Origin of the sequence: Shewanella violacea DSS12 (assembly GCF_000091325.1) — a bacterium.
In the GTDB taxonomy this organism is placed as follows: Bacteria; Pseudomonadota; Gammaproteobacteria; order Enterobacterales; family Shewanellaceae; genus Shewanella; species Shewanella violacea.
In genome coordinates, this window is sequence record NC_014012.1 from 4,862,642 (window position 1) to 4,887,007 (window position 24,366).

The window sequence follows — 24,366 nt, forward strand, 5'->3', positions numbered from 1 at the left end:
AAACAATACAAAATATTAACAGCACTTTCGTCTGAATTACAACTAAAAGCCAATATTCCCTCAGCTAATTTAGATTGTTTCCCCCTAAGCCACAGAAAAACATGTAGTTATAAACAAATACAAACCAAACAATGCCTTACAGTAACCAATGACAATAAAAATGTATATCTATAGACTATTTATTCAGCCACTGCTGGTAAATTAACAATAATACTGAGGCAGACCAACTAAAGTTAGTGCAATGCAGTCCATCTCCGGTCAGAGGGTCATAATTCTCCCTGATTGCTGCCTGAGAAAGAATTCCTTCTCCTTGTTCTACCAAGCGTTTTGCCAAGATTTCAGCCTCGCTGTGATAACCGTATTTATCCAGCCCAACTAAGCCGAAAAGAGCCTGATCTAGCCAAACTGGACCACGCCAATACTTAGTCGCTGCAAAGTTAGGACTGTCGGCACTCACGGTAGGAAATGGGATTTTAGTCGAAAACTGCTTATCGCTGAGCTGATGTTCGACCATCATTTTCGCTTGTTCCTGAGTAGCCGCTCCGGCCCATAGGGGCAACCAGCCTTCGACTCCCTTGCCTGCAGCAATCAGTAAATGACTCTCCTTGCCGTGGAAACGAATATCGTAGAAGAAGCCAGTTTTCTCATCGAACATCTGCGTCTGGATCTGAGTTTTAAGTTTATCGGCCGCTGATGTCCAATCACTGGCCTGCTTATCTAAATCTTGCAGTTTCGCCATCTTCGCCAAGATCACCTTCTCGGCAAATAGATAAGCATTGAGATCCACCGACTCCTGAGACAAGGAGTAACCGATCGTCTCACCTTGTTTATTTCGATTAACCAAAACCTGCACGCTACCATCGTCATCAAACCTAGGGGCGTTATCCATTCCTGATTCCCAGGCAGCCGCCTCGATAATGGCCTCACGATTTAGCTGACCATCCTTGAGGTGAGCCGGATGCAGATTGGCGCCATATTCCGCCAAGCCATTGCCATTATGATCTCGGTTGCTATACCACCATGAATGATAAGCAACCAGCTTAGGATACATAAGTTTGACGAAGTTAAGATCTAGGCTCTGCTGATATATTTCCCACACGGCCCAAGCTGCGAGCGGTGGCTTACCATTACGTTCATTCCAGTTACCGCCTTCACCATCTCTGGCGGGATCTTGGTTATAAAAAATTGCATCGGGTAAGCTACCCACGTCTTGGGGGCGTACCTTATCTTGAGCAGTAAACTGATAGTCAAACATGGACAACACATTTGATTTAGCCAACTCAGGATCAAAATGAGACAAGGCTACCGCCTGCTTCCAACTATCCCAGGCCCAGACACCGTTAAACCATTTATAAGTGATCGAAGGCGTAACCGCATCATGTTTAATTGCCCCAGCCGGACTGCGCCAGTTATGTATTAAGGTCACCATGCTCTTAGCGGCTAACTTACGAAACTCAGGTTTACCTTTATCTATGCCCTTACTTAGCCTCTGCTGCCATAGGAGTCGATTATCTGCCAATAATTGTTTCTGCTTAGCCCAGTCAATATCTCCATGTTCCAACCGCTCCTGCTGAGTATGGAAGTAACGCTGGGCAGTCAATATTTCTAGGCTCTGACCCGATTTTACTGTTAACACCTGAGTTGTGGCGCTATAGCTATTGTTCCCAGCTAGAGTGATCTCAGTTTTGGGGCTAAACCAAAGCTCAAAACTGGCATCGGCTAGCTGTATGTTCCAGGTATCCATGATGGGGTTAAGCTGCCAAGCAACGCCATTGCTCCAGCTATCGACTCGTTTAATTAACTTATACTTGTCTAATTTTGGGTGGGATTTAAATGGGGTTCCAGACCAGGTTAGTCGCCATTGCTGATCTTTTTCTGAGTGGTTAACTAGCTTAGTCGTCACCACAGAAGTACGGTTATCACTATAGTTTAAAGATAATGACACTGAGACTTCTGGCCACTGAAACTCCTGGTAAAGGCCGTCAGGCTTGCTATAAATACGACTCTGCTTCGCCTCACTAAAATCCAGTAACTTTCCTGTAAGCAGATCCTCCAATGCCAATTTCTGCATACTATCACTCAAGTGCAAACTGTACTCTTGAGCGATAAACAAAGGGCCGGTGAAGCTGCCGTACAAATCTGCAGTGTCGGGCAAATTAAAACCATGCCAGGCCCCTTTATCCACATAGGTTGAGACAATCTTGAGGTTGCCTCTCTCATCTCGCTCCTCCATAGAGGTAGGCGTGCCTTGATAAGGCAGAAGATCACGATATTCGACCGAGTCGAGTGCCGATAAACTGGATACACATAAGAGAAGACAAGAAAGCATAGAGAAACCTATCCCATTAAACAGCTTTATAAAGCTGCCAATAATTGAATACAATATCCAGAGTATGTGGGTAACAGGATTTCGATGCAAGAAAAGCAACAAAAGGTAAACAAAAGTAAGCGGGGGGTTAAAGAAGTTCCTAGGGTCTAGTGCCTAGGAACTGATAAATCTAAGTTAGTAGATAGAAATTCCGCTCTATTGGCTAACCTGTCCCATATGAGTCATATAGCTAGCTATGCCATCGAGGAACATCTGCACCGATATCATCACCAGTACCATACCCATCAGGCGTTCGACCGCGGTCAGTCCCTTCTCACCCAGCACCCTAGTGAATACTTTATAGAAGAGTAAGATAACCGCACTTGCGCCCCAAGCGGCCAGTAAAGCAATAGTCCAATCTAACATCCTAGTACTGTCTGTGTGTGCTAATAAAATAAGTGCCGCTAACACAGAAGGTCCAGCCATCAAGGGGATAGCCATAGGCACAATAAAAGGCTCTTCACCCGCCGCCAGACCGACCACACCTCCAGGCTGAGGGAAGATCATTCTAATAGCGATTAAGAACAAGATGATGCCGCCGGCAATACTGACCGATTCAGATCTCAAGTTCAAAAAGTTAAGAATGGCTTCACCAGCAAAAAGAAATAACAGCATAATACCCAGTGCAAATAACAACTCTCGTATCAATACTCTGCGTCTTTTTTTCGGCTCTATATGACGTAAAATGGATGCGAAAATAGGCAGATTCCCCAGAGGATCCATGATGAGAAATAACATTACAGCGGCAGAGAAAATATCCATAGTAGGCTTAGGCCTGTCTTTGAGCATAAGGGGTTGTTTATATATTCTATAACTTTTTGGAAACAATCAGATAGATAAATTACACAGGAAAGCCCATAAGCCATCACTGCTAGCAGCACCTATTGCTCAACCTGATACAAACTTTGATAGATTAAATAGCAGTTTGAAGCGTGCAAAGTCAGCTTCACTCTAAAAAATTGCCACACTCGATGTAAATAGCGTGGGCTTACCAGCTTATTTTCCAGAAACTGGTATACTGTCTCGTCGTTTTCTAAGGTCCTAGCGAAACAAATCATGCTCTATCTATTAGCCAGCTGTATCGCACTATTATTAGGTCCTGTCTTCTATCGATTCTTTTCGACTGAACACGGACTACAGAAAGGCCTGGACGGATTTATATTCGTCTCCTTGGGCGGACTTGTGCTGCTACATATTTTACCTGAGCTACTGGAGCATGGCGGCTTCATTTCGATCATATTCGTCATCATAGGCGTCTGGGGACCGACTGCCAGTGAGAAGCTATTTCATCGTTATTCTGAGGTCACCCATAACCTTACCCTCATTTTAGGCGTAGGCGGATTACTGCTACACACAATTACCGACGGCGGTGCCATGGTGCTTGCCCAGCAGGACGACGTCTCAATTTTACTCGCCTTGGGCATCATATTACATCGCCTTCCTGTGGGTCTGGCTATCTGGTGGTTAGTTAAACCCCAAGTAGGCAGCCGTTGGGCCATGGCGGTTTTAGCCGGCATGATGCTCCTGACTGGCGTAGGTTATTTCGCCGGAGAGCAGATGTTGACTCATCTCAGCCTAGATAACACAGTATATTTACAGGCCTTCGTGACGGGTTCTATTTTACATGTGGTACTACATCAACCCCATGGCCATCATTCACAGGATGAAACCAGTAAAGTAAACCAGCAAAAACATGAATATCATGCGGGTATAGGTAGTCTACTGGGCATAGGATTACTGTTTTTACTCTTGATGATGGACTCGGGTGGGCATGAGCACCACCATCATGGTAATAGCACAGAGCAACTCGTCGACTGGATGATGGCTCTTGGACCTGTGCTTTTACTCAGCTACGCGGTCGCCGGACTCAGATTTAAGCTAGGCCTGTCGCCCCAGAGTAGCCATCTAGGTAAACGTTGGTTACAACGACTCGCGGGACCAGAGGCTCTGATCATCACAGCTTTCTTACTTGGACCTATGGTCGCACTATTCCAGTTTATAGGCTTATTGGCTATCGGCTCCTTACTCACTTTTAGCCGGGTAGAGCCAACAGACCCCCATCTTTCGGTCCCCGAGTCACCCTTGCGTTTTGGCTTCGCCCATATAGTAGATCGAAGTGCGCCCTGGATCTTGCTCAGCCTGGTCTTGGCTAACCTTATCGGTCATCCCTCGGTGCCATTAGAGAATCCGATTATTCAGGTAGCCGTGCTTATGCTGCTCTTCCTGCCAATGCGATTCTGTAATTTAGGCGGCGCTGTTTTAGCGCTCTCTTTGGCATATAGCGGTTGGAGTATACCCGCCGTTATGTTAGCTCTGGTCGCTGCACCTATCTTCAACTTGGCTCAGCTCAAGCTGATGAGTTGGACACAGAGAGTAGCTGTTATAGGGCTCATCTTAGTAATCTTAGCCCTAACGTCATTGTTCCAGCCTCATTGGAGCATGATAACTATGCCAGAGTCCTTAAGCATGATATCTCTGATAGTTCTAGCCTGCTTATTTGCCGCTAGCCTACTACGTTTGGGCCCGAGAAAGTTTCTGGCCCGCATCATGTTGATAAAGCCCAAAGCCCATGACCATGGCTCACATGATCACGGACATAAGCACTAAAGCCAAACCAGCTTTAAGTTGTAAGTTATAAACCAAAGCAGCTCAAGACATGGCATCTCAATAAAAGCCTAGAAAGTCGCGAGCTGCGAGCTTGTCATCCCGGCAATACTGTTAGCTGGGAGCCAGCTTTAACACTCCTGAATGATGGCTGAGACTCCCCCCAAACTTTTGATTTTACTTAAAACTTACCACTAACATCTCAGCTTTTTTATCTTGGCTTACCCTCGAGACTCGTATCTTTCTTTGCTCTTCCCTCGCCAAAAGCTGCAAATAAATAGCAATCAATTTTAATCAGGTATAAATTCAAGCATTGCCTCCCAATGTACGTCACGTGAAATGAATGTGTTTCATCATCTTTCAAGCAGATAACTTCTATCATCTGATATAGATGAGTTCACCGCTACCTAGAGTCGAGCCCCTATGTGTATTTTGTTTATTGCTTTGAATCAGCATCCTAAGTATCCGTTAATCGTGTGTGCCAACCGCGATGAATTTCACCACAGGCCTACTGAACAGGCTCACTTCTGGCCACCAGAAAATGAGATACTAGCAGGCAAAGATCTTGAGGCTGGAGGGACTTGGTTAGGCATCAATAAACGAGGCGGGTTTTCAGCACTAACTAATTTAAGAGATCCACAGAGGCAACAGAGTGAGATGAGAAGCCGCGGCGAGCTAGTACTCAAGGCACTCGATTCCCAAGCTTCTATCACCAATTGGCTCCGTGAGCACAGCAGCAACTACAACCCTTTCAATCTGATCTTTGGCGATGTCAGAGAGCTCTACTGCTTTAACAGCATAGCCAATACTCTCACTCAGCTAGATTCGGGGTACCACTCCATCAGCAATGGGGCATTAGATGATATTTGGCCCAAAATGGCTCGGGGAACACTCGCACTCCAAGAGTCTATTTCAACTTGTGAGGAGCCAGATATAGACGCCCTACTCACCATAATGAAAGATGAAACCCGAGCCAAAGACACAGAGTTACCAGAGACAGGCATAGGATTGGAATGGGAAAGGCTTCTCTCATCTATCTATATTAAGCATGAGGAATACGGTACGCGCTCAACCAGTATTTTGCTGCAGGATAACTCAGGTAATACCCGCTTTATCGAGGTGAGATATGACCGTAAGGGGCGCAACTTAGGACGGCAGCATTTCGAAATCATAAGTAAATAGTTGAGACTCCTGTCCCAAAGTGAGTTGAGGATATTTGAGATAGTGAAAGACTAACAAGCAATTGGTATCACCCTAAGAGGCAAAATGAAAAAAGGAATATTCTTCGTCGGCTTGAGTGTACTCATATTGAGCGCATGTATCAGTCAAACTAATGTTCGAACTCATACAGAGAAAGGGACAGAACAAATGGCCAAATCTGAGGCTATTATTAGCCCGGCAAGAGCAGCATGTGAGCAGATGGCTGGCGGCTGGATAGAGTCAGAGGTATCACCTCAAGTAAGGGAGGCACTGGATTCTGTGCTGATGCGAATGAATACATTGGCCAAACTTAAACAGATTCTGAGAGTACAGACTCAGGTGGTAGCAGGAATAAATTATGCCATAGAGTTTGAATTTGATAATGGGGAAGTCTGGCATACTCAGGTATTTCGCAGCCTAAAGGGCGAATACTCTATGACTAAACCCGCTGTACAGGGGCATTTATCCGATATCTGTCATAAGAGCTAGCAGGCTTTAGCTGTGCGAATAAAGTTTAAGTCGCGGTTTCTGACCTTAAGTCCGCGACGAATTTTTTATACCAATCCGATCTAAATACTAATCTGAGGTGTGATCATGGGTGATAACCCAACGGTCATTTAGCTTCTCAACCAGTAGAGTAAATACGCCGCTAGGCTTGTCTTTGGCTCGCGTTAACTGCCAATGTCCCACTACGATGGCAGCATAATTACTCAGCATCTTAGTATCATTGATAGTGAACTTCAGTTGACCTAAGGTCGCCTTATCCGGGTAGTTCTTCTTATAGGCCGCTAATGTTTCAGCCCAGCCATAACGAATTTTCTTTCCGGAAATGAAACGCATCTTCTCGTTATTCCAATAACCTTGCATATAGCCATCGAGATCTCCTCGATTCCATGCCGCCTGCTGCTCAGACAATATATGCGCAATATCGTCGGTTGGCACTGCTGAGGCACTAAATGACAGCAGCATAAATAGAGCCGTAAGTCCTTTTTTAAACATGGTTTTTCCCATAAATACGAGATAGGCTATAGTATATACTCAAACCACTTCAAGATGCAGAACTCTGCAGCCAGTAAAGTGGCTTGGCATTTATGACTCATCTTATTAAGTGGTAAAATTCTGCTCAGATAAAACGGTTAATAAATGTCTAGCTTGGATCATAGGAATATTTATCTTAGGTTATGTTTCAGACTTTTTGTAAATTCATCTTAAAATTATCGGGTTGGAAAATTTCCGGTTTACTGCCTACGGATCACCAATTCATCGTTATTATTGGTCCCCACACCAGTAACTGGGACTTTATCGTCGGGGTACTAACCCGAGGTGCATTAGGTGCTAAAGTTAACTTTCTCGGCAAGCATCAGCTTTTTATTCCGCCGTGGGGCTGGTTCTTCAAGGCCATAGGTGGAACACCAGTAGATAGAAGCAAGACTAATAATTTGGTGGATGGTGTGGTTCAGCTCTATCAATCGAATCCTAACTTCTCTCTGGCATTGGCGCCGGAAGGCACTCGCAGCCCAGTGAAACGCTGGAAAACAGGTTTCTATCATATTGCCAGCAAGGCAGGTGTGCCCATAATCACTATTGGACTAAACTTCGACACTAAGACAGTGATAATCCCCGAGGGTTGGCTGACCACGGATGATATGCAGCAAGATATGAATAAAATAATCGGCTTCTATCGCTCCATCAAGGGACGTCACCCCAAGGTGATCCCAGATTTCACTCCCTGAGCCAAGCCTTAATCCCTTGTCGTTTTCCCGAGTGACGGCTATAGTGCCGCCACTCCGTATCTATTAGTGTTCTTTCTATGAGTTTTGATACCTGGCTACTCTATTTGTTCGCCGTACTACTGATCTCCATATCTCCAGGCACCATGGCCGTGTTGTCCATGAGCCATGGCATGCATTATGGTAAGACTCGTAGCCTAGCTACTGCTTTGGGTAGTGTAACTTCGGCATTAATCTTGATGATGGCTTCCGCGGCAGGCCTTGGTGCACTGCTGAGTGCTACCGAATACGGTTTCAGCATATTAAAATATTGTGGTGCCGCCTATCTGATTTTTCTGGGAATTAAACTGCTACTAACAAAGGCCACTGGCCAAGGCCTGGACCTGCAACATATCAAGAGTAAGGGCACGCCTAAAAATATGTTCAAACAGGCCTTCATGGTGGGAATAAGCAATCCCAAAGACCTGCTCTTCTTCGCTGCTTTGTTTCCACAGTTTATCGACATATCAGCGCCACAAGGACCCCAGCTGGCAATTTTGGCCGCGACTTGGGCCGTGATAGATTTCAGCTTCGTGATGATGTACGCCAGCATGGCCAATGTACTGGCTCCAAGTCTCAGAACCAGTAATAAGCTACATTGGTTCGATAGAACCAGTGGCGCAGTGTTTATCGCACTCGCAGCGATATTAGTTACCAGGGAAAACTAGCCTTAACAGAAAAGTCTTAAGCGGTAAGCTCAAGACAGAGCTAAGAAAGTTGTAAGCCTTAAGCTCAGGACAGAGCTAAGAAAGCTGCGAGTTTCGCGCAAAGTGTTCTGAATGACAGAGATTATCTACTTAATAAAAATAGTGTGTCATCCCGGCAATGCTGTTAGCCGGGATCCAGAGTTACGAAAAATGACCATCAAGCTCGTAGCTCGTAGCTCGTAGCTTAAAACTTACGACTTATAACTCTTAGCTGTCAACTTAACGCTCGCATCTCTTAACTTTGTCCTTTCAAACTTCTAACATCCAATCCTGTGGGAGCCTGAAAGGCTCTTAGGCCAAATTCAGGCAATATAGCGAACACATGGTCGAAGATATCGCCCTGAATATCTTCATAATATACCCAGCGAGTATCGTTGGTGAAGATATAGATCTCGATTGGCACCCCTTCCTTAGTCGATGCCAACTGGCGCACCAGTAAGGTCATATCCTTGTGTATATTTTCGTGATTAGCCACAAACTCCTTTAAATAAGCCCTAAACGTTCCAATATTGGTGAGCTTACGACTGTTTACTGGCGTATCAACATCAGAGATAGCGAGATTAAACTTAGCTATCTCATCATTTTTACGTCCCAAATAGTCTTTCAGGTGGTTAATCTTACCCAAACGAATCAGCTCCTCTTCGGTGAGGAAGCGAATCGAGTGAATATCTATGTGTATCGAGCGCTTGATCCTGCGACCACCAGACTCTGACATGCCGCGCCAATTCTTGAAGGCATCTGACACTAATGCATAGGCAGGGATCATGGTTATGGTCTGGTCCCAGTTTCGAACCTTAACCGTAGTTAAAGAGACCTCTTCCACTGAACCATCGGCGCCATACTTATCCATCTGAATCCAGTCACCCGGACTGACCATACGGTTAGCCGCCAACTGAATCCCGGCTACGAAGCCAAGAATTGTGTCCCTGAACACCAACATGACCAAACCAGTCATGACACCTAAGCCACTCAGAAAATAGACCGGAGACTGGTTCGCCAGTATCGAAATAGACACTATGATGGCGACAAAGAAGAGGAAAAGCTTAAATAACTGTACGAAACTTTTGATGGGCAGACGGCGGCTAACGAGATTGATATCGGCAATTTCATTTGCGGCATCTAGGCCGCTGTACACGGCGCGGATCAGTAGCACCAGAATACTCACATTCAGCAAGCGATCGATAGAGCTACTCAATAGCTGATGCTCGGTCAGTGCTAAGGGGATCAATATGCTGAGTATGAGTGCTGGGATCAAGACGGCAAACTTCTCCAGCACCTTATGGCCCATGAAGATATCGTCCCAGCTAACTTTAGACCTAAGTATGACAATATTCATTGCCCGCACCACGCCCCGCTTGACGAACAGATATGCCAGACTAGCTAATACTATACTGACTATAACCATCACAGCGGTAGAAATCCCATCCGATGGACTAGTGTTTATCCCCCAGTCAGACAGCCACTGAGAGATCTGCAATCTAAGTTGATGATCCAAACCTTACTCTCCATATTTCTAATAATTTAATTGCCGCTGCTCACTATAAATAGCCATGACTGAAGCCAAAACAAGAATAAAGTCACAATCAGCCAAGATAAAATGTCACACTAGATAATCACAAGCTTATATTTTATAAGAATTTCTAGCACTACATATTGACGAGCAAACAAAGTTTAACAAGAATCCCTCTCTAAAGTCAGAAATAGGATGAAGTAGATGACTAAATATTTAATGCTGCTGGGCCTGTTAGCCATAAGTTTGCATGCTTCGGCAAACCAACTCTCAGAAGAGTCCACCCCAGATTTTAAGGCTAAAGTCAGCATAAGTGCCGATTATATCCCAGCCACTAATGATATGTACGGCATCACAATAGCGCCATATCACTTCGATAAAAACTATAATCAATGGGGTTACTACTTAGGTTATGCCCAAAGCACAGAAGATGATATCAGCCTCATTAAACCCGCCGAAGGTTATACCCAAGACACCATGTGGCGTTTCGGCTTGAGTTATAGCCTAACCACTAATTTCAGTATTTACAGCGGCGCCAGCATATACGAGCATGAAACACACCAGACCTCAGGTGTAGCACCAAAGATTGTCGACGGAAAACCCATATGGGAAGAGACATCTGACACCACTTGGGGTGGAGAGTTAGGACTTAGATATATGATGGATACAGGCCTGATGCTTAGCACAGGTTACAACTCAGCCTCTGAAAGCGCTGTGATCAGTGTCGGTTGGGCCATGTAACCAGCCCTTGCTTAAGTGGCTACCATTCGCAAGATTCGCGGCTCAACAGAGCCGCACTTGCCATCCACTGCAACACTTTTATAAATGTCTTGGAGTCCTGTCTATAAAGCACAAGAATTGACCTCCCCAATGTAAAACTAGCTCACATCTTTACGCTCCCTTGATATAAATTGGTATAAACTAGAGCAATCCTCTTTATTAGGTTCATCCTCATGCATAAACGACTAAGACTGTTAAGCTCACTCGCCCTGCTAGTATTCCTATTCCCCAGCTTAGCTATAGCGGCCACCGAGACCTTAGCAAGAGTCACCTTAGAGAATGGCGCCAAGGTACGTCTTAACGACGACTTCACCTGGGAATATGTCATTCTCGAAACCCTTCCAGCAACAAGCAGCGAAACAAGCCCCCAGGCTGTCACAGCTATTACGGCTATTGGGCTAAATACAACAAGCACAATTAATCTGGCGAGTACGTCCGGGGCCAATAAAGCCACCAGCCAGACCATGACAGCCAGTGCCATGTCCCAGGCCGAATTACTTAAATCGACAGCCAAATCAGGTGTAAAAGTGAGTTTTTCTAAAGCAGAATGGGATGACGATGGTCGCCTGGGCCTCACTTTCGACTTAGCCAGTACCAGCTCTGAGCATTATGTGATGATAGAACTGGATATCAGCTTATATGATGATTCAGGCAGCAAGCTTAAGACAGAAACCGTCAAGGTGTGGAAAGCCATCTTCAGATCACCTGATACTTACCTACGTAAAGGCGAGCAGCGCCAGAGTCGAACCTTCTGGATCCAGGGCATAAATGCCAGCCAATGGACTAAACAGCTACTCAGCCTCAAGATAGGCGAAATGAATTCGAGAATGTGATCTCAAAGAAGTAGTTAGCAACGAAGAAAAACAGTTCCTAGCTAGAGAAACAAGCAAACAAAAAGCCGGAGCATAAATGCGCCGGCTTTTACTTTTAAGAGCTAGAAACATAGGCACAACAATTTTTATTCTAGTTTCTCAGCTTGTTTAGACCAGTTCTGATACGCCAGTGAACGTTGATGGCAGGGATGCCATCGTCGAGCCCACAGGGACTTGTGCTTGCGGCGATTCACTGGAGTATCAGGACATTCGCTTGCTGCAGGCAATAGATGATAGTGAAGGTAAAATCTAACAATCACTACCAGATAACAATAAAAATTAACGCTAAAAACAAGCAATAAAAAAGGGCCCAAAGGCCCTTTCAATATCTATAGTGATATCAATAATTTCAAATCAACCAACTAGTTTCAGATAAAATTTCACCTAGTTTATTTACAAACTTGGTAAAACACCTGCTGGTAAGTAACTGTTAAAGCTAGCAGTCATTAGCAGATCGATCGAGGCTTCAATATCTGGGGCAAAGAACCTGTCCTTATCATAATAAGAAACCAGTTCACGAATTTCGGCTTTCGCCTTAGCCACAGCCACACTAGGTTGCAGCGGTGCACGGAAATCAAGTCCCTGCGCCGAAGCCAGTAGTTCGATGGCAAGTACGCCACGAGTATTTTCAGACATATAACGCAGACGACGCGCCGCAAAGGTCGCCATAGAGACGTGATCTTCCTGGTTCGCCGATGTAGGTAAGCTGTCTACCGATGCAGGATGGGCATAGGTCTTATTTTCTGAGGCTAATGCAGCGGCTGTAACCTGAGCAATCATAAAGCCCGAGTTAACCCCGCCATTTTCCACTAAGAAAGGCGGCAGCTTAGACAAGTTAGGGTCGATAAGCAGAGCGATACGACGCTCGGCGATAGAACCTAGCTCGGCAATGGCAATCGCCAGATTATCCGCCGCCATGGCGACAGGCTCAGCGTGGAAGTTACCACCCGAGATAATATCCCCCGTGTCCTGGAACACTAACGGGTTATCCGTCACGCCGTTCGCTTCGACTTCAAGCACACCCGCCGCATGACGAATTTGAGTCAGACAAGCACCCAGCACCTGAGGCTGACAACGTAGTGAGTAAGGGTCTTGTACTTTTTCACAGTTGGCGTGATCTAAGCTAATCTCAGACTCTTCACCTAACAGAAGACGGAACAAACTGGCAGAATCTATCTGACCCAGTTGACCACGAGCCGCATGAATGCGTGAATCGAACGGACTACGGCTACCCATAGCGGCTTCGACGCTCATGGCACCGATAACTGAGCTTGCCGCGAACAGGTCTTCGGCATTAAACAAACCTTCCAGCGCCATAGCAGTCGATGCCTGAGTGCCATTAAGCAGGGCCAGGCCCTCTTTAGCGGCGAGTTCGATTGGCTCGAGACCCGCAATTTTCAGACCCTCTTTAGCCGTCAGGATCTCCCCTTTATGGCTCATCTCACCTTCACCCAGTATCGACAGACTCATATGTGATAACGGCGCCAAGTCACCCGATGCTCCCACAGAACCTTTCTCAGGTACACATGGGTAAACTTCGGCGTTAACCAAGGCGATAAGGAAGTTGATCACCTCGAGACGAATGCCAGAGAAGCCACGACTTAGGGAGTTAATCTTAAGCACCATCATCAGGCGCACTGTGGCGTCCTGCATGTACTGGCCAACACCCGCGGCGTGTGACAAGACGATAGAGCGTTGCAGTAATTGCAGATCTTCGGCGGCAATCTTGGTGTTAGCCAAGAGGCCAAAACCTGTGTTAATACCATAAACGGTACGATCTTCATCTAAGATCTGCTGCACTATGGCTGAGCTGGTATTGATACCGGCAATGGCGCTCTGTGCAAGTTCAAGGCTGACCTTGCCACGACTGATATCGCGAATTTGAGCAAGGGTCAGGGTTCCTGGAGTTAATACTAAATGGCTCATTTCTATTTACCTTCTTCAGTCTGTTCTAGCATTGGCAGGTCAAGGCCTTGCTCTTTTGCACAATTTTTAGCGAGTTCGTATCCGGCATCGGCATGACGCATAACGCCAGTGGCAGGGTCATTCCACAGCACGCGTCCAAGACGCGCAGCAGCATCATCACTACCATCGGCAACAATAACCACACCTGAGTGTTGGCTAAAGCCCATGCCCACACCACCACCGTGATGCAAAGAAACCCAAGTCGCACCACTTGCCGTGTTTAATAACGCATTCATCAAGGGCCAATCGGACACAGCATCCGAGCCATCGAGCATAGATTCAGTTTCACGGTTAGGACTAGCAACAGAGCCGGAATCTAAGTGATCACGTCCGATAACGATTGGCGCTGACAGCTCACCGCTCTTAACCATTTCGTTGAAGGCTAATGCCAAACGAGCGCGATCTTTCAAGCCCACCCAACAGATGCGCGCTGGTAGGCCCTGAAACGCGATACGCTCGCGGGCCATGTCCAACCAGTTATGCAGTTGTGGGTTATCCGGGATCAACTCCTTCACCTTGGCATCTGTCTTATAGATATCTTCAGGATCGCCGGATAGAGCCACCCAACGGAAAGGACCTATGCCCTCACAGAACAGAGGTCGAACATAGGCAGGCACGAAACCCGGGAAGTCGAATGCGTTTTCCACGCCTTCTTCGAAAGCCATCTGGCGTATGTTGTTGCCGTAATCGGTAGTCGCAGCACCCGCCGCCTGTAGGGCAAGCATGGCGCGAACCTGAACCGCCATAGACTGCTTAGCCGCCTTCACTACAGCCGCTTCATCTTTCTTGCGCATCTCGATAGCTTGTTCTAGGGTCCAGCCCTGAGGCAAATAGCCGTTTAACGGATCATGTGCCGAGGTTTGGTCGGTAACCACATCTGGGGTAATACCACGTTCCACCAGCTCGGCGAACACATCCGCCGCATTACCGAGAAGACCAACAGAGACCGGCTTACCGCTCGCCTTAGCCGCATCGATCATGGCTAATGCTTCATCGAGAGAGCTGGCTTTCTTATCCACATATTTAGTACGCATACGGAAATCGATACGGGTCTCATCGACTTCACAGGTCAATACCGAATAACCAGCCATAGTGCCGGCTAACGGTTGAGCGCCGCCCATACCACCTAGGCCACCGGTCAAGATCCACTTACCCGCCGATGAACCGCCGAAGTGTTGCTTAGCCATGGCAACGAAGGTCTCGTAGGTGCCCTGAACTATGCCCTGAGAACCGATATAGATCCAAGAACCCGCCGTCATCTGGCCATACATGGCCAAACCTTTCTTATCCAGCTCGTTGAAGTGCTCCCAGTTTGCCCAGTGTGGTACTAGGTTAGAGTTAGCAATGATCACGCGCGGTGCATTGCTATGGGTCTTGAACACGCCAACAGGCTTGCCTGACTGCACCATCAGGGTCTCGTCTTCTTCCAGACGCTGTAATACTTCGATGATCTTGTCATAGCTCTGCCAATCACGAGCTGCTCGGCCGATACCGCCGTAGACCACTAGATCTTCCGGACGCTCGGCAACATCTGGATGCAAGTTGTTCATCAACATGCGCATAGGCGCTTCTGTCATCCAGCTCTTACAACTTAGCTTGCTGCCGTGAGGAGCGATTATGCGACGGCTTGGGTCGTGTCTCTTATCCATCTTAAAAAACCTCTTTTCAATTTGCTTGTGTTGCTGAAGTTATTTTTACTTAGTTATTTTTATGGTGTTTCTTATTGTATTTACATATTTTCGCTTTACCGTGCAGCAGTAATTAAAGCCCTGATTTACGGCGCTTTAAAAGGTTAGGTGACCACCTAATCTAAATCTGCTGCCCGGATGAATTAATCTGGCATAGCTCACCACACCTTTGCGTGACCAGGTACGACGCAAGATCTGTAAACAGGGCTCACTCGCCTCAATCTGCAGCTGCTGCTGGTTATGTTTATTGGCTACCACAGCCTCTAATGTATGTCTCGCCTCGGTGAGCGGTGCCACCAAAGACAGGTATTCGTGGGGGGTCTGAACAGAGAAGTCCTGGAGTAGATAATCCGGAATAAGCTTAGGGTTAACGAAACGTTCCTCAAGCTGTAAGGGAATATCCTGCTCGCAATGTACTAATACCGAGTAGTAGACAGGACTGCCGGTTTCTAAGCCCAAGGCGATGGCAATAGGCGCTATGGCTTGGATCTCGGTGAGTACCAGCTGCTTGACGCTGTAACCATGGCCCCTGTCTTTGATCTCATCGGCAATATTACGAATCGCCATCATGGAAGACTGGGACTTAAGTTCGGCAACGAAGGTGCCTAACCCCTGAGAGCGCTCGAGTACGCCATCGTCGGTGAGCTCAGTCAATGCTCGGCGCGCCGTCATGCGGCTACACTCAAACAGTTCAGCCATCTGGTTCTCCGAAGGAACACGGCTATGCTCCTCCCACTCACCGGATTCGATGCGGGCTAAAATATACTGTTTAATCTCTGCAAACTTGGGCGTCGCCATACATGTCCTTATATTTGAATTTTTCGTTATGAGAACCTAGAATTTAGCACTTGGAAGCTAATGCCTATAAACGTAAACTCGGTATTAATAATGCTTTTCAAACGATTAAAATTACCGCTATAATCCTAGCTTGTATATACAAGTAAATACAAGCTGGATCACACTTTTATTTCAGCAAAAATAACAACACTGCAAAAGTGAGGAAAAAATATGTCTTGGGATCAGGTCTGGATTGACGTCAACGTAGCGACTATGTCACCTTCTGTTTCAGCACCTTATGGAGCGATAACAGATGCAGCCATTGCAGTAAAAGAGGGCAAGATTGTCTGGGTTGGCCCACGTTCCGAACTGCCTGAGTTTGATGTTTTGTCAACGCCGGTTTACAGAGGCAAGGGTGGCTGGATAACCCCAGGTCTTATCGACGCACACACTCATCTAGTGTTCGCTGGTAGCCGAGCCAACGAATTCGAGCTCCGCCTACAAGGGGCTAGCTATGAAGAGATAGCCCGCAGCGGCGGTGGTATCATCTCGACCGTTAAAGCCTGCCGTGAAGCCAGTGAAGCCGAATTATTTGAGCTGGGTCGTAAGCGCCTCAATGCCCTCGCAAAAGAGGGAGTCACCACCATAGAAATAAAATCTGGCTATGGCCTAGATACCGAGACAGAGCTCAAACTACTGCGTGTGGCCCGAGAACTGGGCAAGCATCATCACGTAGATGTGAAGACTACCTTTCTCGGTGCACACGCCATCCCCCCTGAATATAAAGATGATGTTGATGGCTATGTGGATCTGGTCATCAATGAGATGTTGCCTGCGGTCATGGCAGAAGGCTTGGCCGATGCTGCCGATGTCTTTTGTGAGAATATTGCTTTCAGCGTCGAACAAACTGAGCGGGTGCTGAGCGCCGCTAAAAAAGCGGGCCTAGATATCAAGCTCCATGCCGAGCAACTGTCTAACTTAGGCGGCTCTGCCATGGCAGCTAAGCTAGGCGCCAAGTCGGTGGATCATATCGAGTACCTGGACGAAGACGGCATTATCGCCATGAGTAAAAGCGGCACCTGCGCCACCTTGCTACCCGGCGCTTTCTACTTCCTACGTGAAACTCAGATGCCACCTATAGAGCTGCTGCGCAAACATAAGGTCCCTATAGTGATAGCCAGCGACTATAACCCAGGGTCGTCTCCACTTTGCTCTAGCCTCTTGATGCTCAACATGGCTTGCACCCTGTTCCGCCTGACACCCGAAGAAGCACTTGCGGGTATGACGCGCAATGCCGCCAAGGCATTAGGTATTGAGGATAAGGTAGGTGTGCTCGAAGCCGGCATGCAGGCAGATTTCTGTCTATGGGATATTACCACTCCGGCAGAGTTAGCCTACACATATGGGGCTGGGGCTTGCCTTGAAGTAGTGAAGGCAGGACATTTGGTACACCAGTAGACTGTCAGCCTGAGCGATGAGGCAGATTCATCGTTTTTATTGTAACCCTACAGGGTTGTGGTAATTAGCCAGCTTGATTGATAACCATAGCTTCATGGTTATCAATTGCTTGCAGCAGATACTTCTGCGAGACGCCGGCTCTTGATTTCATAAGAAGTACAATCCCTGTAGGCTCTGTGATTTCAAACAACTTCCATGTTTAAAAGCCAGTTCGGCATCCCTGCCTCTCGTTCGAAGAGTATCACTTCGTGATACCTCACCCTGAAACCGAAACTCGCAACCGCATCTACATTGGATAATTTTATCTTCGATTTGGCTTCAAAGGGGATAGCTAACTTATTCATCTGGCGATATGGGTACTTGGCAGTTTTATGGTGCCTATAACTTTGCTGTAATTTATAACCTGCGGTTCGCCTAATGTGCAGATACTTCTGCGAGACGCCGTAAATATGTCCCTATAGGCTCTACCAAAACATCCCTGTTTTGGAAGCTCGCAGCCCCATCTACACTGGATAATTTACCTCTTCTGTTACCCCCTCCTCTTTATTATTTTGGCGTAAGGCCTGTATAAGGTGGCGTTATCTCGAAAGATTAACGACAAGTTAACTTATATATTAAGCAGACACTTTAAAAGAGGAATAGACATGAAAAAGTTTATGCATACAAAATTATTCTGCTTATCATTACTCGGATTTAGCGCTTTTAGTCAGGCCATACCTGTCGAAATAAAATTCAATGATTTGAGTCACCCAGAAGCAAATCGATTTCTAAAACAAACATTTGAGATTTTTTTAAATAACCCCAGTGAATTAGATAGACTGCTCTCTGATGACTTTGTGCAAGTTTTTGCAGGCGGGACAAATAACAGAGATAAGTTTTTAGCACACTCAACAGTTCTTACTGAGTCGCTATTAGGTGCAAAGATAAATTTTGAAGACGTAAATGTTGATAACGATGGTGTTATTTCAGAAATTCACACCATTGCTTTAACTAAGAAAGATGGCTCTGAAGCGGTATTAAGATTCTTGGCCTTTTACTATTTTAAGGATGGAAAATTAACTAAGGTTGATGAATTGAATACTCTGGTGAAAGGAAGCAGTGAAGATAGTGACTTAGGCTCTAGGACGGAATAGTCAGCATCGGAGTAAATCACTAAGCTTTTTATCTTATGCCCATTCCACAAGAGTTCAAGCATCTGACTCTATGCTTTTTAAACATTTCAGTCCATTCAAAATCTAGCATAGACCCGCGCCAAAACAGATCGGGTCATCTTGGATTTTATCACTGCGGCATCGACAATATTGGCACTCCAATGGCTATTTCCATTAACTGATATCCATGGCTGGTCAATGAACAACACACCTAAAATAGACTCATTGGATAGATGCCTTCTTATGCCTAGTAAGAAGGCCTTCCCTGACAAAGAAGGCGCTAATATCTTCAGTGCCTAAATGTGCAACATACCCGTTGAAATCAGTATTAACTAGATTGACTATTTCTATAATCCTGTACGAAATCATGCTAGTAATAACGATCTGTCTCCGATGACATTCGAAAAGTGTATTTTGAGAAACCCAAAAACATCTAAAAACAGGGGCTAACCACTATGTTATTTTCTCATACATTACAAATTGTTGGGGCACAAGAAAAGGCACCGTTTCATTGCCATAATTCTGCCCAATTAGTTTATGTGCATATCGGCTGCCAAGTGATTTATACACGAACAAACAGTATCTTGGCTCTTGCGGGCCAATTAATTTGGTTGCCCCCAAATGTAGAGCATAAAGCGGAAGGCTTGAAACACTCGACCCTGTCTCTTATGTATTCTACAGACGCTGACATGATGAATTTGGGTGACAGTATTTGCAGCCTTGAACTGACACCACTGATTATCCAAATCATGTCGATGAAGAAAAATGGATTATTGCCGCACGACTCTCAGGCCCAGTTGCATTACGACTGGGTCCTTAAAGATCAAATTGCACGAACTTCTCCATCCGCCAGCATGATGGCCTCAAAAGGCGAGCTTGACCGGCGTTTACTCCCAGTGATTAATGCCTTAACTAAGGTTCCGAATATTAAGATCCAGCTTGATGAATATGCTGAAACCTGTGGAGCATCAACGCGTACCTTAAATCGATTATTCAAACAGCACTTTCAATGTTCATTCCGTGACGTTAGAAGTCGCGTAGTGATGGAAAAAGCCAAACAATTACAACGAGACGGGCAAAAGGCGACTCAGATAGCTTTTGAGTTGGGCTATGCCAGCCTCTCAGCATATTCCGCAGCATTTCATGCCTACCGTAGAACTACTGATGAGACTTTGGCGTAAACTCTAAAGCTGATGTCGTTTAAGTGACGGTGCGTATTAGCTGATTTCGCTATCATGTTTGTTATTGATAGAGAGGAAATCAGTATGTCTAAATTATTATTACTTGGAATAAGTTTGTCTATGGCAGCAGCTATGCGTTGATCCATCGCACGGGTCTATCAACTAGTGCTATAAATAAGCTATCACAGGAAATAGATAACCATAACTTCATGGTTATCTATTTTTTATGGAGTAAAGTTACTTAAAAATTATAGGTTAAGTCTAGGCTGAATGAGCGTCCTGGAGCCGCTACTCGTCCTGCTGGAGAGACGTCTAATCCTCTGAAGTAATATTCATTGTCGAACAGGTTGTTGACCGATAAGCCTACTTTTAATCCCTGATCATTCTGCTTGAATATCTCAGTACTTATGTTGAAGTTCACCACGGTATAGTCAGGTATTTCCCCAGCTGTACCCGCATCATTCTCTTCGACACTGTTAGCTAAATCTGCAAATGACTTGCTGTAGTAATAGGCCATTAAGCCTAAATCAACCTGGTCAAAGCTGTATAACACACTGGCCGATAGCTGGTGCTTAGACACATAAGGCAGCTGATTACCGGCAAACTCACCCTCGAGTTGTTCCGTATCCAGGTAGTTATAGGCACCAGTTAGACTAAGATCCGGCAATGACTCCGGCGAATAAGTACCTTCCAGCTCTATACCTTGGTTACGGGTCTCGCCTATGTTTACGAACAAGCTGATATCCTTGTCGTACTCGGCCTTATTCTCGAAATCGATGCGATAGGCGGCCAAGGTCAGGCTGCTGGTATCGGTTGGAGTGAAACGCACTCCGGCTTCATAGTTCCATGCCAGCTCCGACTCTAACGTCTGACCTTCTGGCCATAGTTGTGATATCTGTGGCGTACGCAGTGAACGCTGGGCGTTGGTATAGGCGAACCATGAATCGGAAAACTCATAGCCTAAGGTGATACCTGGTAGCCATTCGGTGACATGGTTATCTTGGCTGTAGCCCTGTCCCAGATTAGTGAACTCCATACGCACATCTTCTAAGCGAATGCCCGGCGTTAAGGTGAGTTTGTCATCGAAGAACCCAAGTTCATTACTGATGTAATAAGCCATGGCATTGGTATCCATGTGCCAGTCTCTCGGACTGGTAGTGACTAAGGTCGTATTATCCGTCTCATTGAGCTGATAACTGATGTCTTCGTTAACATAGCGAATACCGGCGATTATGTGTTGAGTGATGTCACCATCGATGTAAATGTTGGCCTTGGGCTCTATGCCAAAAACGGTGAATTCCCGTGGGGAGTTACGTAGATCTGTAGCAGTTTGAGTGGTGTCACCCCAATGACTACCTAAATCGCCATCAGTGTCTTTATTCTTGTTATAGAAATCCCACTGAAAATTACGTGAGCTCTTGTTACCGAAGGTAAGCAATTCAAGTTCGCCATAATCGTATAGGGACGAGTCATCGAGTGTATGACTGTACTTAACCGTGATACGTTTGGTATCCGCATTAAATTCATCGTTGGGCCTAAGAGATTGAGTCCTGTCATCTTCATAAGCCTGAGTATTGAGGGCTCCAGGCAGTTCAGAAAACGCATCATAATACTGGAAGTTAGCATCGATACTATTGTTGCTGTCTATGTTCCACACGGTTTTCAACATGATGTTCTTCACATCTGTGTCAGAGTGATCTCTGAATGACTCACCCTTAGTGAAGTTAGCGTCAAAACGCATGGAGAAATCATCATTAACCGCACCACCAGTACTCAGGTTAGTGTCGTAAAGATTCTTACCACTACCGAAAAAGGTCATTTTCTCATTGAGCGTGGTCTCCCAATCGGTGGAGATAGGTTTTGATATCAGATTGATCACCCCACCTACGTTGTTGGGGCCGTATTGCACCGAAGCACCACCGCGAGCCACATCGATACGATCGATCATAAACAAGGTTGCCGGAAACAACGACTGCCCCGTGTGACCATAAGGCGCTAGAGTCATTGGAATGCCGTCCATTAAGAACTGAGCATAACCACTGCGACTGCTATCTAAACCACGAACCGAGACATTAGGTAACACGCCTGTGCCTGTTTCATCCTTAATTTTAATCCCCGGGATCTGCTGCAATGCGGTATCTATGGAGCGCACTGCGGTACGTTCCATCTTGTCATGGGTAATGATACTGCGGTTACCTGCATAGGTTTTTAGATCGGCGATTTCCGAATTTCCCAGCACACTGCCCTTGACCTGCATCACTTCCATAGCGGGTGCATCCTGATCGGCAAAGGCGAAAGGACAGGCAATACTGGCGGTTATGGCCACGGAAAGCGCGGTTAATTTTAATCCCTGATTTGGCATGAACATGGTTTATTCCTTGATATAACTCGTAGTGTTTAAATGCCCTGTCGGGCTATTTCCAATCTGGACACTCGAGAAACAAGACTCCCAAGGGCACAGGCATCGAGTAATTTAGCTATGCCAGCCAAGCTTAAGCCTACATTTACCAGACCGAATTAAACGATAATCGTTATTGTTATTATTTATGTTGGTCGGTCAAGTTTTTTCTATTTTATTTACCTATGGTTATCAGGATGTTACATGTCATTAAACTTGTATCTAACTATATTTAATCCCTTTTATAGTTGCGTAGCAAAACCTTAACGAACGTAAATGAGCGTTATTCTGAATAATTGCTATTTAGGTTTCTAGGCCGTCACCTTGCTTACTCACTTATGGCGGATTTTCTACTAGGTGTTCGGAGATGCCCTATCTTAGGCAGCCAGGGAAGCTCTTCAGTGACTCATCTTGATATGGGAAAGGAAGGGGCCGAAATTGCAGTCAATGACTAAAAAAACAAGGGGGATCTTACTGCTATAAGTGATTACCTAGGAGGCGAATACCTAAAAGGTGACATGGTTTTACTCCTGACAAATAACCTAATACCAATAGGTATAAGCACCAAAGCTGTCATGACGACTAAAAGCTATCATGCCAGCTAAGAGTCGCCTTAAGTTGCAATCGAATGCCCTGATAACCCGCTCATCCTGTTTAAAGCAGCTTATTAGCCTTAAAAGCCGCCAAACTCTGTGAATACTTGTTAGTCCAAAATGGATGATCTGTATTATCCAAGGCTAATTGTTCATGCTGTATGGCTAGGTCAAACTCTTCCTCCTCTGCATACGCCAGCGCTAATGCGTCTTGGGCAGTATGTGAATTCGGATATGATTTAACTGCGAGCAGATAGATATCTAAGGCTTTATCAGTTCCCTTTTTAGTACCCTTGTCAGACTCTGCCTTGGCTAAGGCTATCAAAGAATCGGTTGCAGGCACTTCGAAGCCATACTTCTCTTGTGAGAGGTATTTGTAATGAGCGAGTATCGCCTCTGGCCCCTGACGTGATATCTGCGAGTCTGGTTTTAGCACCTGGTGATAGTCGTTGAACAGCAGCTCTATGCCATAGGCCGTCGCCAGAATCGGCTGAGTCATATAATAAGTACCGTCGAAGCGTTTAATACGATAATCCAAGGTTGGCGTGGCGTTATCCTTTATTATCTTTTCCATCTCGGCGAAGCTGGCTAGCTGTCTCTGCTCGAAGCCACTATCACTAGTACTCATAAACAGGAATCTTGGCTTGCCCTTCATGGCGGCAAGCTTCTTTGGTGCATCCTTGATGACATAAGCGAAGTCGTCACTCAATACCGGGCTTGCGACAAAGTAGGCATTAAACAAATCGGGACGATTAATTAGGGTATATAAGCCAAGTCCCGCATTACCGGTAAAACCATTCATGATGCGAAAGCCATTGCTTCTATATTGCTTGTCGATAGCAGGAAGGAGCCCTTGCTGCATAAAATCCAGCAGCTTAGTATCGCCTCGTTCATCTATGGCTAATTTTTTCCAGTCACCTAAAATTTTATTGTCGTCGGGCGCGGTCACAATAATGGTTTCTAGCCAGGGCCAGTCGCCATTATGACTCATCCAGTCATGCATTCCATTGAGATATGCTTGGCTTCGGGGATGAAAGTCGAACATGACCGGATAACGCTTATCTGTATTTTTAAAGTAACTTGGCGGTAAGGTTACAGTGAAAGAGATAGGCTTATCTGATAGTGAAGTGGTGACATCCAGAGTCGTGTTCCGTGACTGCTTATCCAGGTTATCAGCCAGACTCGCTCCACTGCTTAATACCAAGCTAATGAATAGAGGCAGCGCTAATATCAGCTGTTTTATCATTATTTTCATCCCTGTGATTTTTGATAAGCAGCCAAGCTAACACCCTTTTTTGTCTTTGACTATTCCTTGAGCAAGCTCAGTTAAATCCCAGTTTATGCT

Annotated in this window: 21 protein-coding genes; 12 read left to right on the top strand and 9 right to left on the bottom strand. The window is 45.8% G+C overall.

The window, feature by feature from the left end:
• Nucleotides 1-175: 175 nt before the first annotated feature.
• Both SVI_RS20210 and SVI_RS20215 read right to left on the bottom strand, forming a co-directional pair.
• Nucleotides 176-2,329: an MGH1-like glycoside hydrolase domain-containing protein gene (locus SVI_RS20210; protein WP_013053516.1), complete on the bottom strand. Its 2,154-nt coding sequence runs from the start codon at nt 2,327-2,329 to the stop codon at nt 176-178.
• A gap of 195 nt (nt 2,330-2,524) precedes the next feature.
• Nucleotides 2,525-3,130: a YhgN family NAAT transporter gene (locus SVI_RS20215; RefSeq protein WP_013053517.1), complete on the bottom strand. Its 606-nt coding sequence runs from the start codon at nt 3,128-3,130 to the stop codon at nt 2,525-2,527.
• A 294-nt stretch (nt 3,131-3,424) separates the two neighbouring features.
• Between SVI_RS20215 and SVI_RS20220 the strand changes: the two genes are divergently transcribed.
• The 3 genes from SVI_RS20220 (at nt 3,425) to SVI_RS20230 (ending at nt 6,661) form a co-directional block, all read left to right on the top strand.
• The gene (locus SVI_RS20220) at nt 3,425-4,975 is read left to right on the top strand and encodes a hypothetical protein (RefSeq protein WP_013053518.1); all 1,551 of its coding nucleotides are present in this window, start codon (nt 3,425-3,427) and stop codon (nt 4,973-4,975) included.
• Nucleotides 4,976-5,395: 420 nt separating this feature from the next.
• Entirely contained in the window at nt 5,396-6,154 is a 759-nt protein-coding gene (locus SVI_RS20225; protein ID WP_013053519.1) for an NRDE family protein, read from the top strand.
• A gap of 84 nt (nt 6,155-6,238) precedes the next feature.
• A complete protein-coding gene (locus SVI_RS20230; RefSeq protein ID WP_013053520.1) occupies nt 6,239-6,661 on the top strand; it encodes a cystatin domain-containing protein in 423 nt (140 codons plus the stop codon).
• An 87-nt stretch (nt 6,662-6,748) separates the two neighbouring features.
• On the opposite strand, the gene SVI_RS20235 is transcribed toward SVI_RS20230, so the two are convergent.
• Nucleotides 6,749-7,171 (bottom strand): YybH family protein, encoded by a 423-nt coding sequence (locus SVI_RS20235; RefSeq protein ID WP_013053521.1) that lies wholly within the window; start codon nt 7,169-7,171, stop codon nt 6,749-6,751.
• A gap of 182 nt (nt 7,172-7,353) precedes the next feature.
• Here SVI_RS20235 and SVI_RS20240 point away from each other — a divergent pair, with 182 nt between their 5' ends.
• On the top strand, nt 7,354-7,905 hold the full coding sequence (locus SVI_RS20240; RefSeq protein ID WP_013053522.1) for a 1-acyl-sn-glycerol-3-phosphate acyltransferase: 552 nt from the start codon (nt 7,354-7,356) through the stop codon (nt 7,903-7,905).
• Nucleotides 7,906-7,982: 77 nt separating this feature from the next.
• Complete coding sequence (locus SVI_RS20245; RefSeq protein WP_013053523.1) at nt 7,983-8,609, top strand: LysE family translocator; 627 nt, start codon at nt 7,983-7,985, stop codon at nt 8,607-8,609.
• A 274-nt stretch (nt 8,610-8,883) separates the two neighbouring features.
• Here SVI_RS20245 and SVI_RS20250 read toward each other — a convergent pair whose 3' ends face one another.
• On the bottom strand, nt 8,884-10,143 hold the full coding sequence (locus SVI_RS20250) for a mechanosensitive ion channel family protein (RefSeq protein ID WP_041420136.1): 1,260 nt from the start codon (nt 10,141-10,143) through the stop codon (nt 8,884-8,886).
• Nucleotides 10,144-10,362: 219 nt separating this feature from the next.
• On the opposite strand from SVI_RS20250, the gene SVI_RS20255 reads away from it, so the two are divergent.
• From SVI_RS20255 to SVI_RS22025, 3 genes are all read left to right on the top strand, one after another.
• The gene (locus tag SVI_RS20255; protein ID WP_013053525.1) at nt 10,363-10,899 is read left to right on the top strand and encodes an outer membrane beta-barrel protein; all 537 of its coding nucleotides are present in this window, start codon (nt 10,363-10,365) and stop codon (nt 10,897-10,899) included.
• Nucleotides 10,900-11,111: 212 nt separating this feature from the next.
• Complete coding sequence (locus SVI_RS20260; RefSeq protein WP_013053526.1) at nt 11,112-11,771, top strand: DUF3157 family protein; 660 nt, start codon at nt 11,112-11,114, stop codon at nt 11,769-11,771.
• 169 nt (nt 11,772-11,940) lie between these two features.
• Nucleotides 11,941-12,063 (top strand): hypothetical protein, encoded by a 123-nt coding sequence (locus SVI_RS22025; RefSeq protein ID WP_013053527.1) that lies wholly within the window; start codon nt 11,941-11,943, stop codon nt 12,061-12,063.
• A 140-nt stretch (nt 12,064-12,203) separates the two neighbouring features.
• Here SVI_RS22025 and hutH read toward each other — a convergent pair whose 3' ends face one another.
• From hutH to hutC, 3 genes are all read right to left on the bottom strand, one after another.
• On the bottom strand, nt 12,204-13,736 hold the full coding sequence (gene hutH / locus SVI_RS20265) for a histidine ammonia-lyase (protein ID WP_013053528.1): 1,533 nt from the start codon (nt 13,734-13,736) through the stop codon (nt 12,204-12,206).
• Nucleotides 13,737-13,738: 2 nt separating this feature from the next.
• The gene (hutU, locus tag SVI_RS20270) at nt 13,739-15,424 is read right to left on the bottom strand and encodes a urocanate hydratase (RefSeq protein ID WP_013053529.1); all 1,686 of its coding nucleotides are present in this window, start codon (nt 15,422-15,424) and stop codon (nt 13,739-13,741) included.
• A 135-nt stretch (nt 15,425-15,559) separates the two neighbouring features.
• A complete protein-coding gene (gene hutC, locus SVI_RS20275) occupies nt 15,560-16,261 on the bottom strand; it encodes a histidine utilization repressor (RefSeq protein WP_013053530.1) in 702 nt (233 codons plus the stop codon).
• 210 nt (nt 16,262-16,471) lie between these two features.
• On the opposite strand from hutC, the gene hutI reads away from it, so the two are divergent.
• The 4 genes from hutI to SVI_RS20290 all read left to right on the top strand — a co-directional run bounded on the left by hutI (nt 16,472) and on the right by SVI_RS20290 (nt 20,030).
• Complete coding sequence (hutI, locus tag SVI_RS20280) at nt 16,472-17,698, top strand: imidazolonepropionase (RefSeq protein ID WP_013053531.1); 1,227 nt, start codon at nt 16,472-16,474, stop codon at nt 17,696-17,698.
• 644 nt (nt 17,699-18,342) lie between these two features.
• On the top strand, nt 18,343-18,831 hold the full coding sequence (locus SVI_RS20285) for a nuclear transport factor 2 family protein (RefSeq protein WP_041420137.1): 489 nt from the start codon (nt 18,343-18,345) through the stop codon (nt 18,829-18,831).
• Nucleotides 18,832-18,969: 138 nt separating this feature from the next.
• Complete coding sequence (locus SVI_RS21650; RefSeq protein ID WP_013053534.1) at nt 18,970-19,149, top strand: hypothetical protein; 180 nt, start codon at nt 18,970-18,972, stop codon at nt 19,147-19,149.
• Nucleotides 19,150-19,304: 155 nt separating this feature from the next.
• Nucleotides 19,305-20,030, top strand: a complete 726-nt coding sequence (locus SVI_RS20290; RefSeq protein ID WP_013053535.1) for an AraC family transcriptional regulator — start codon at nt 19,305-19,307, stop codon at nt 20,028-20,030.
• A 241-nt stretch (nt 20,031-20,271) separates the two neighbouring features.
• Here the strand turns inward: SVI_RS20290 and SVI_RS20295 are convergent, their stop codons facing one another.
• Both SVI_RS20295 and SVI_RS20300 read right to left on the bottom strand, forming a co-directional pair.
• Nucleotides 20,272-22,398, bottom strand: coding sequence for a TonB-dependent receptor family protein (locus SVI_RS20295; RefSeq protein WP_013053536.1), 2,127 nt, complete (start codon nt 22,396-22,398; stop codon nt 20,272-20,274).
• Between the two features lie 684 nt (nt 22,399-23,082).
• Nucleotides 23,083-24,267, bottom strand: a complete 1,185-nt coding sequence (locus SVI_RS20300; RefSeq protein ID WP_013053538.1) for an alpha/beta hydrolase-fold protein — start codon at nt 24,265-24,267, stop codon at nt 23,083-23,085.
• Nucleotides 24,268-24,366: the final 99 nt, after the last annotated feature.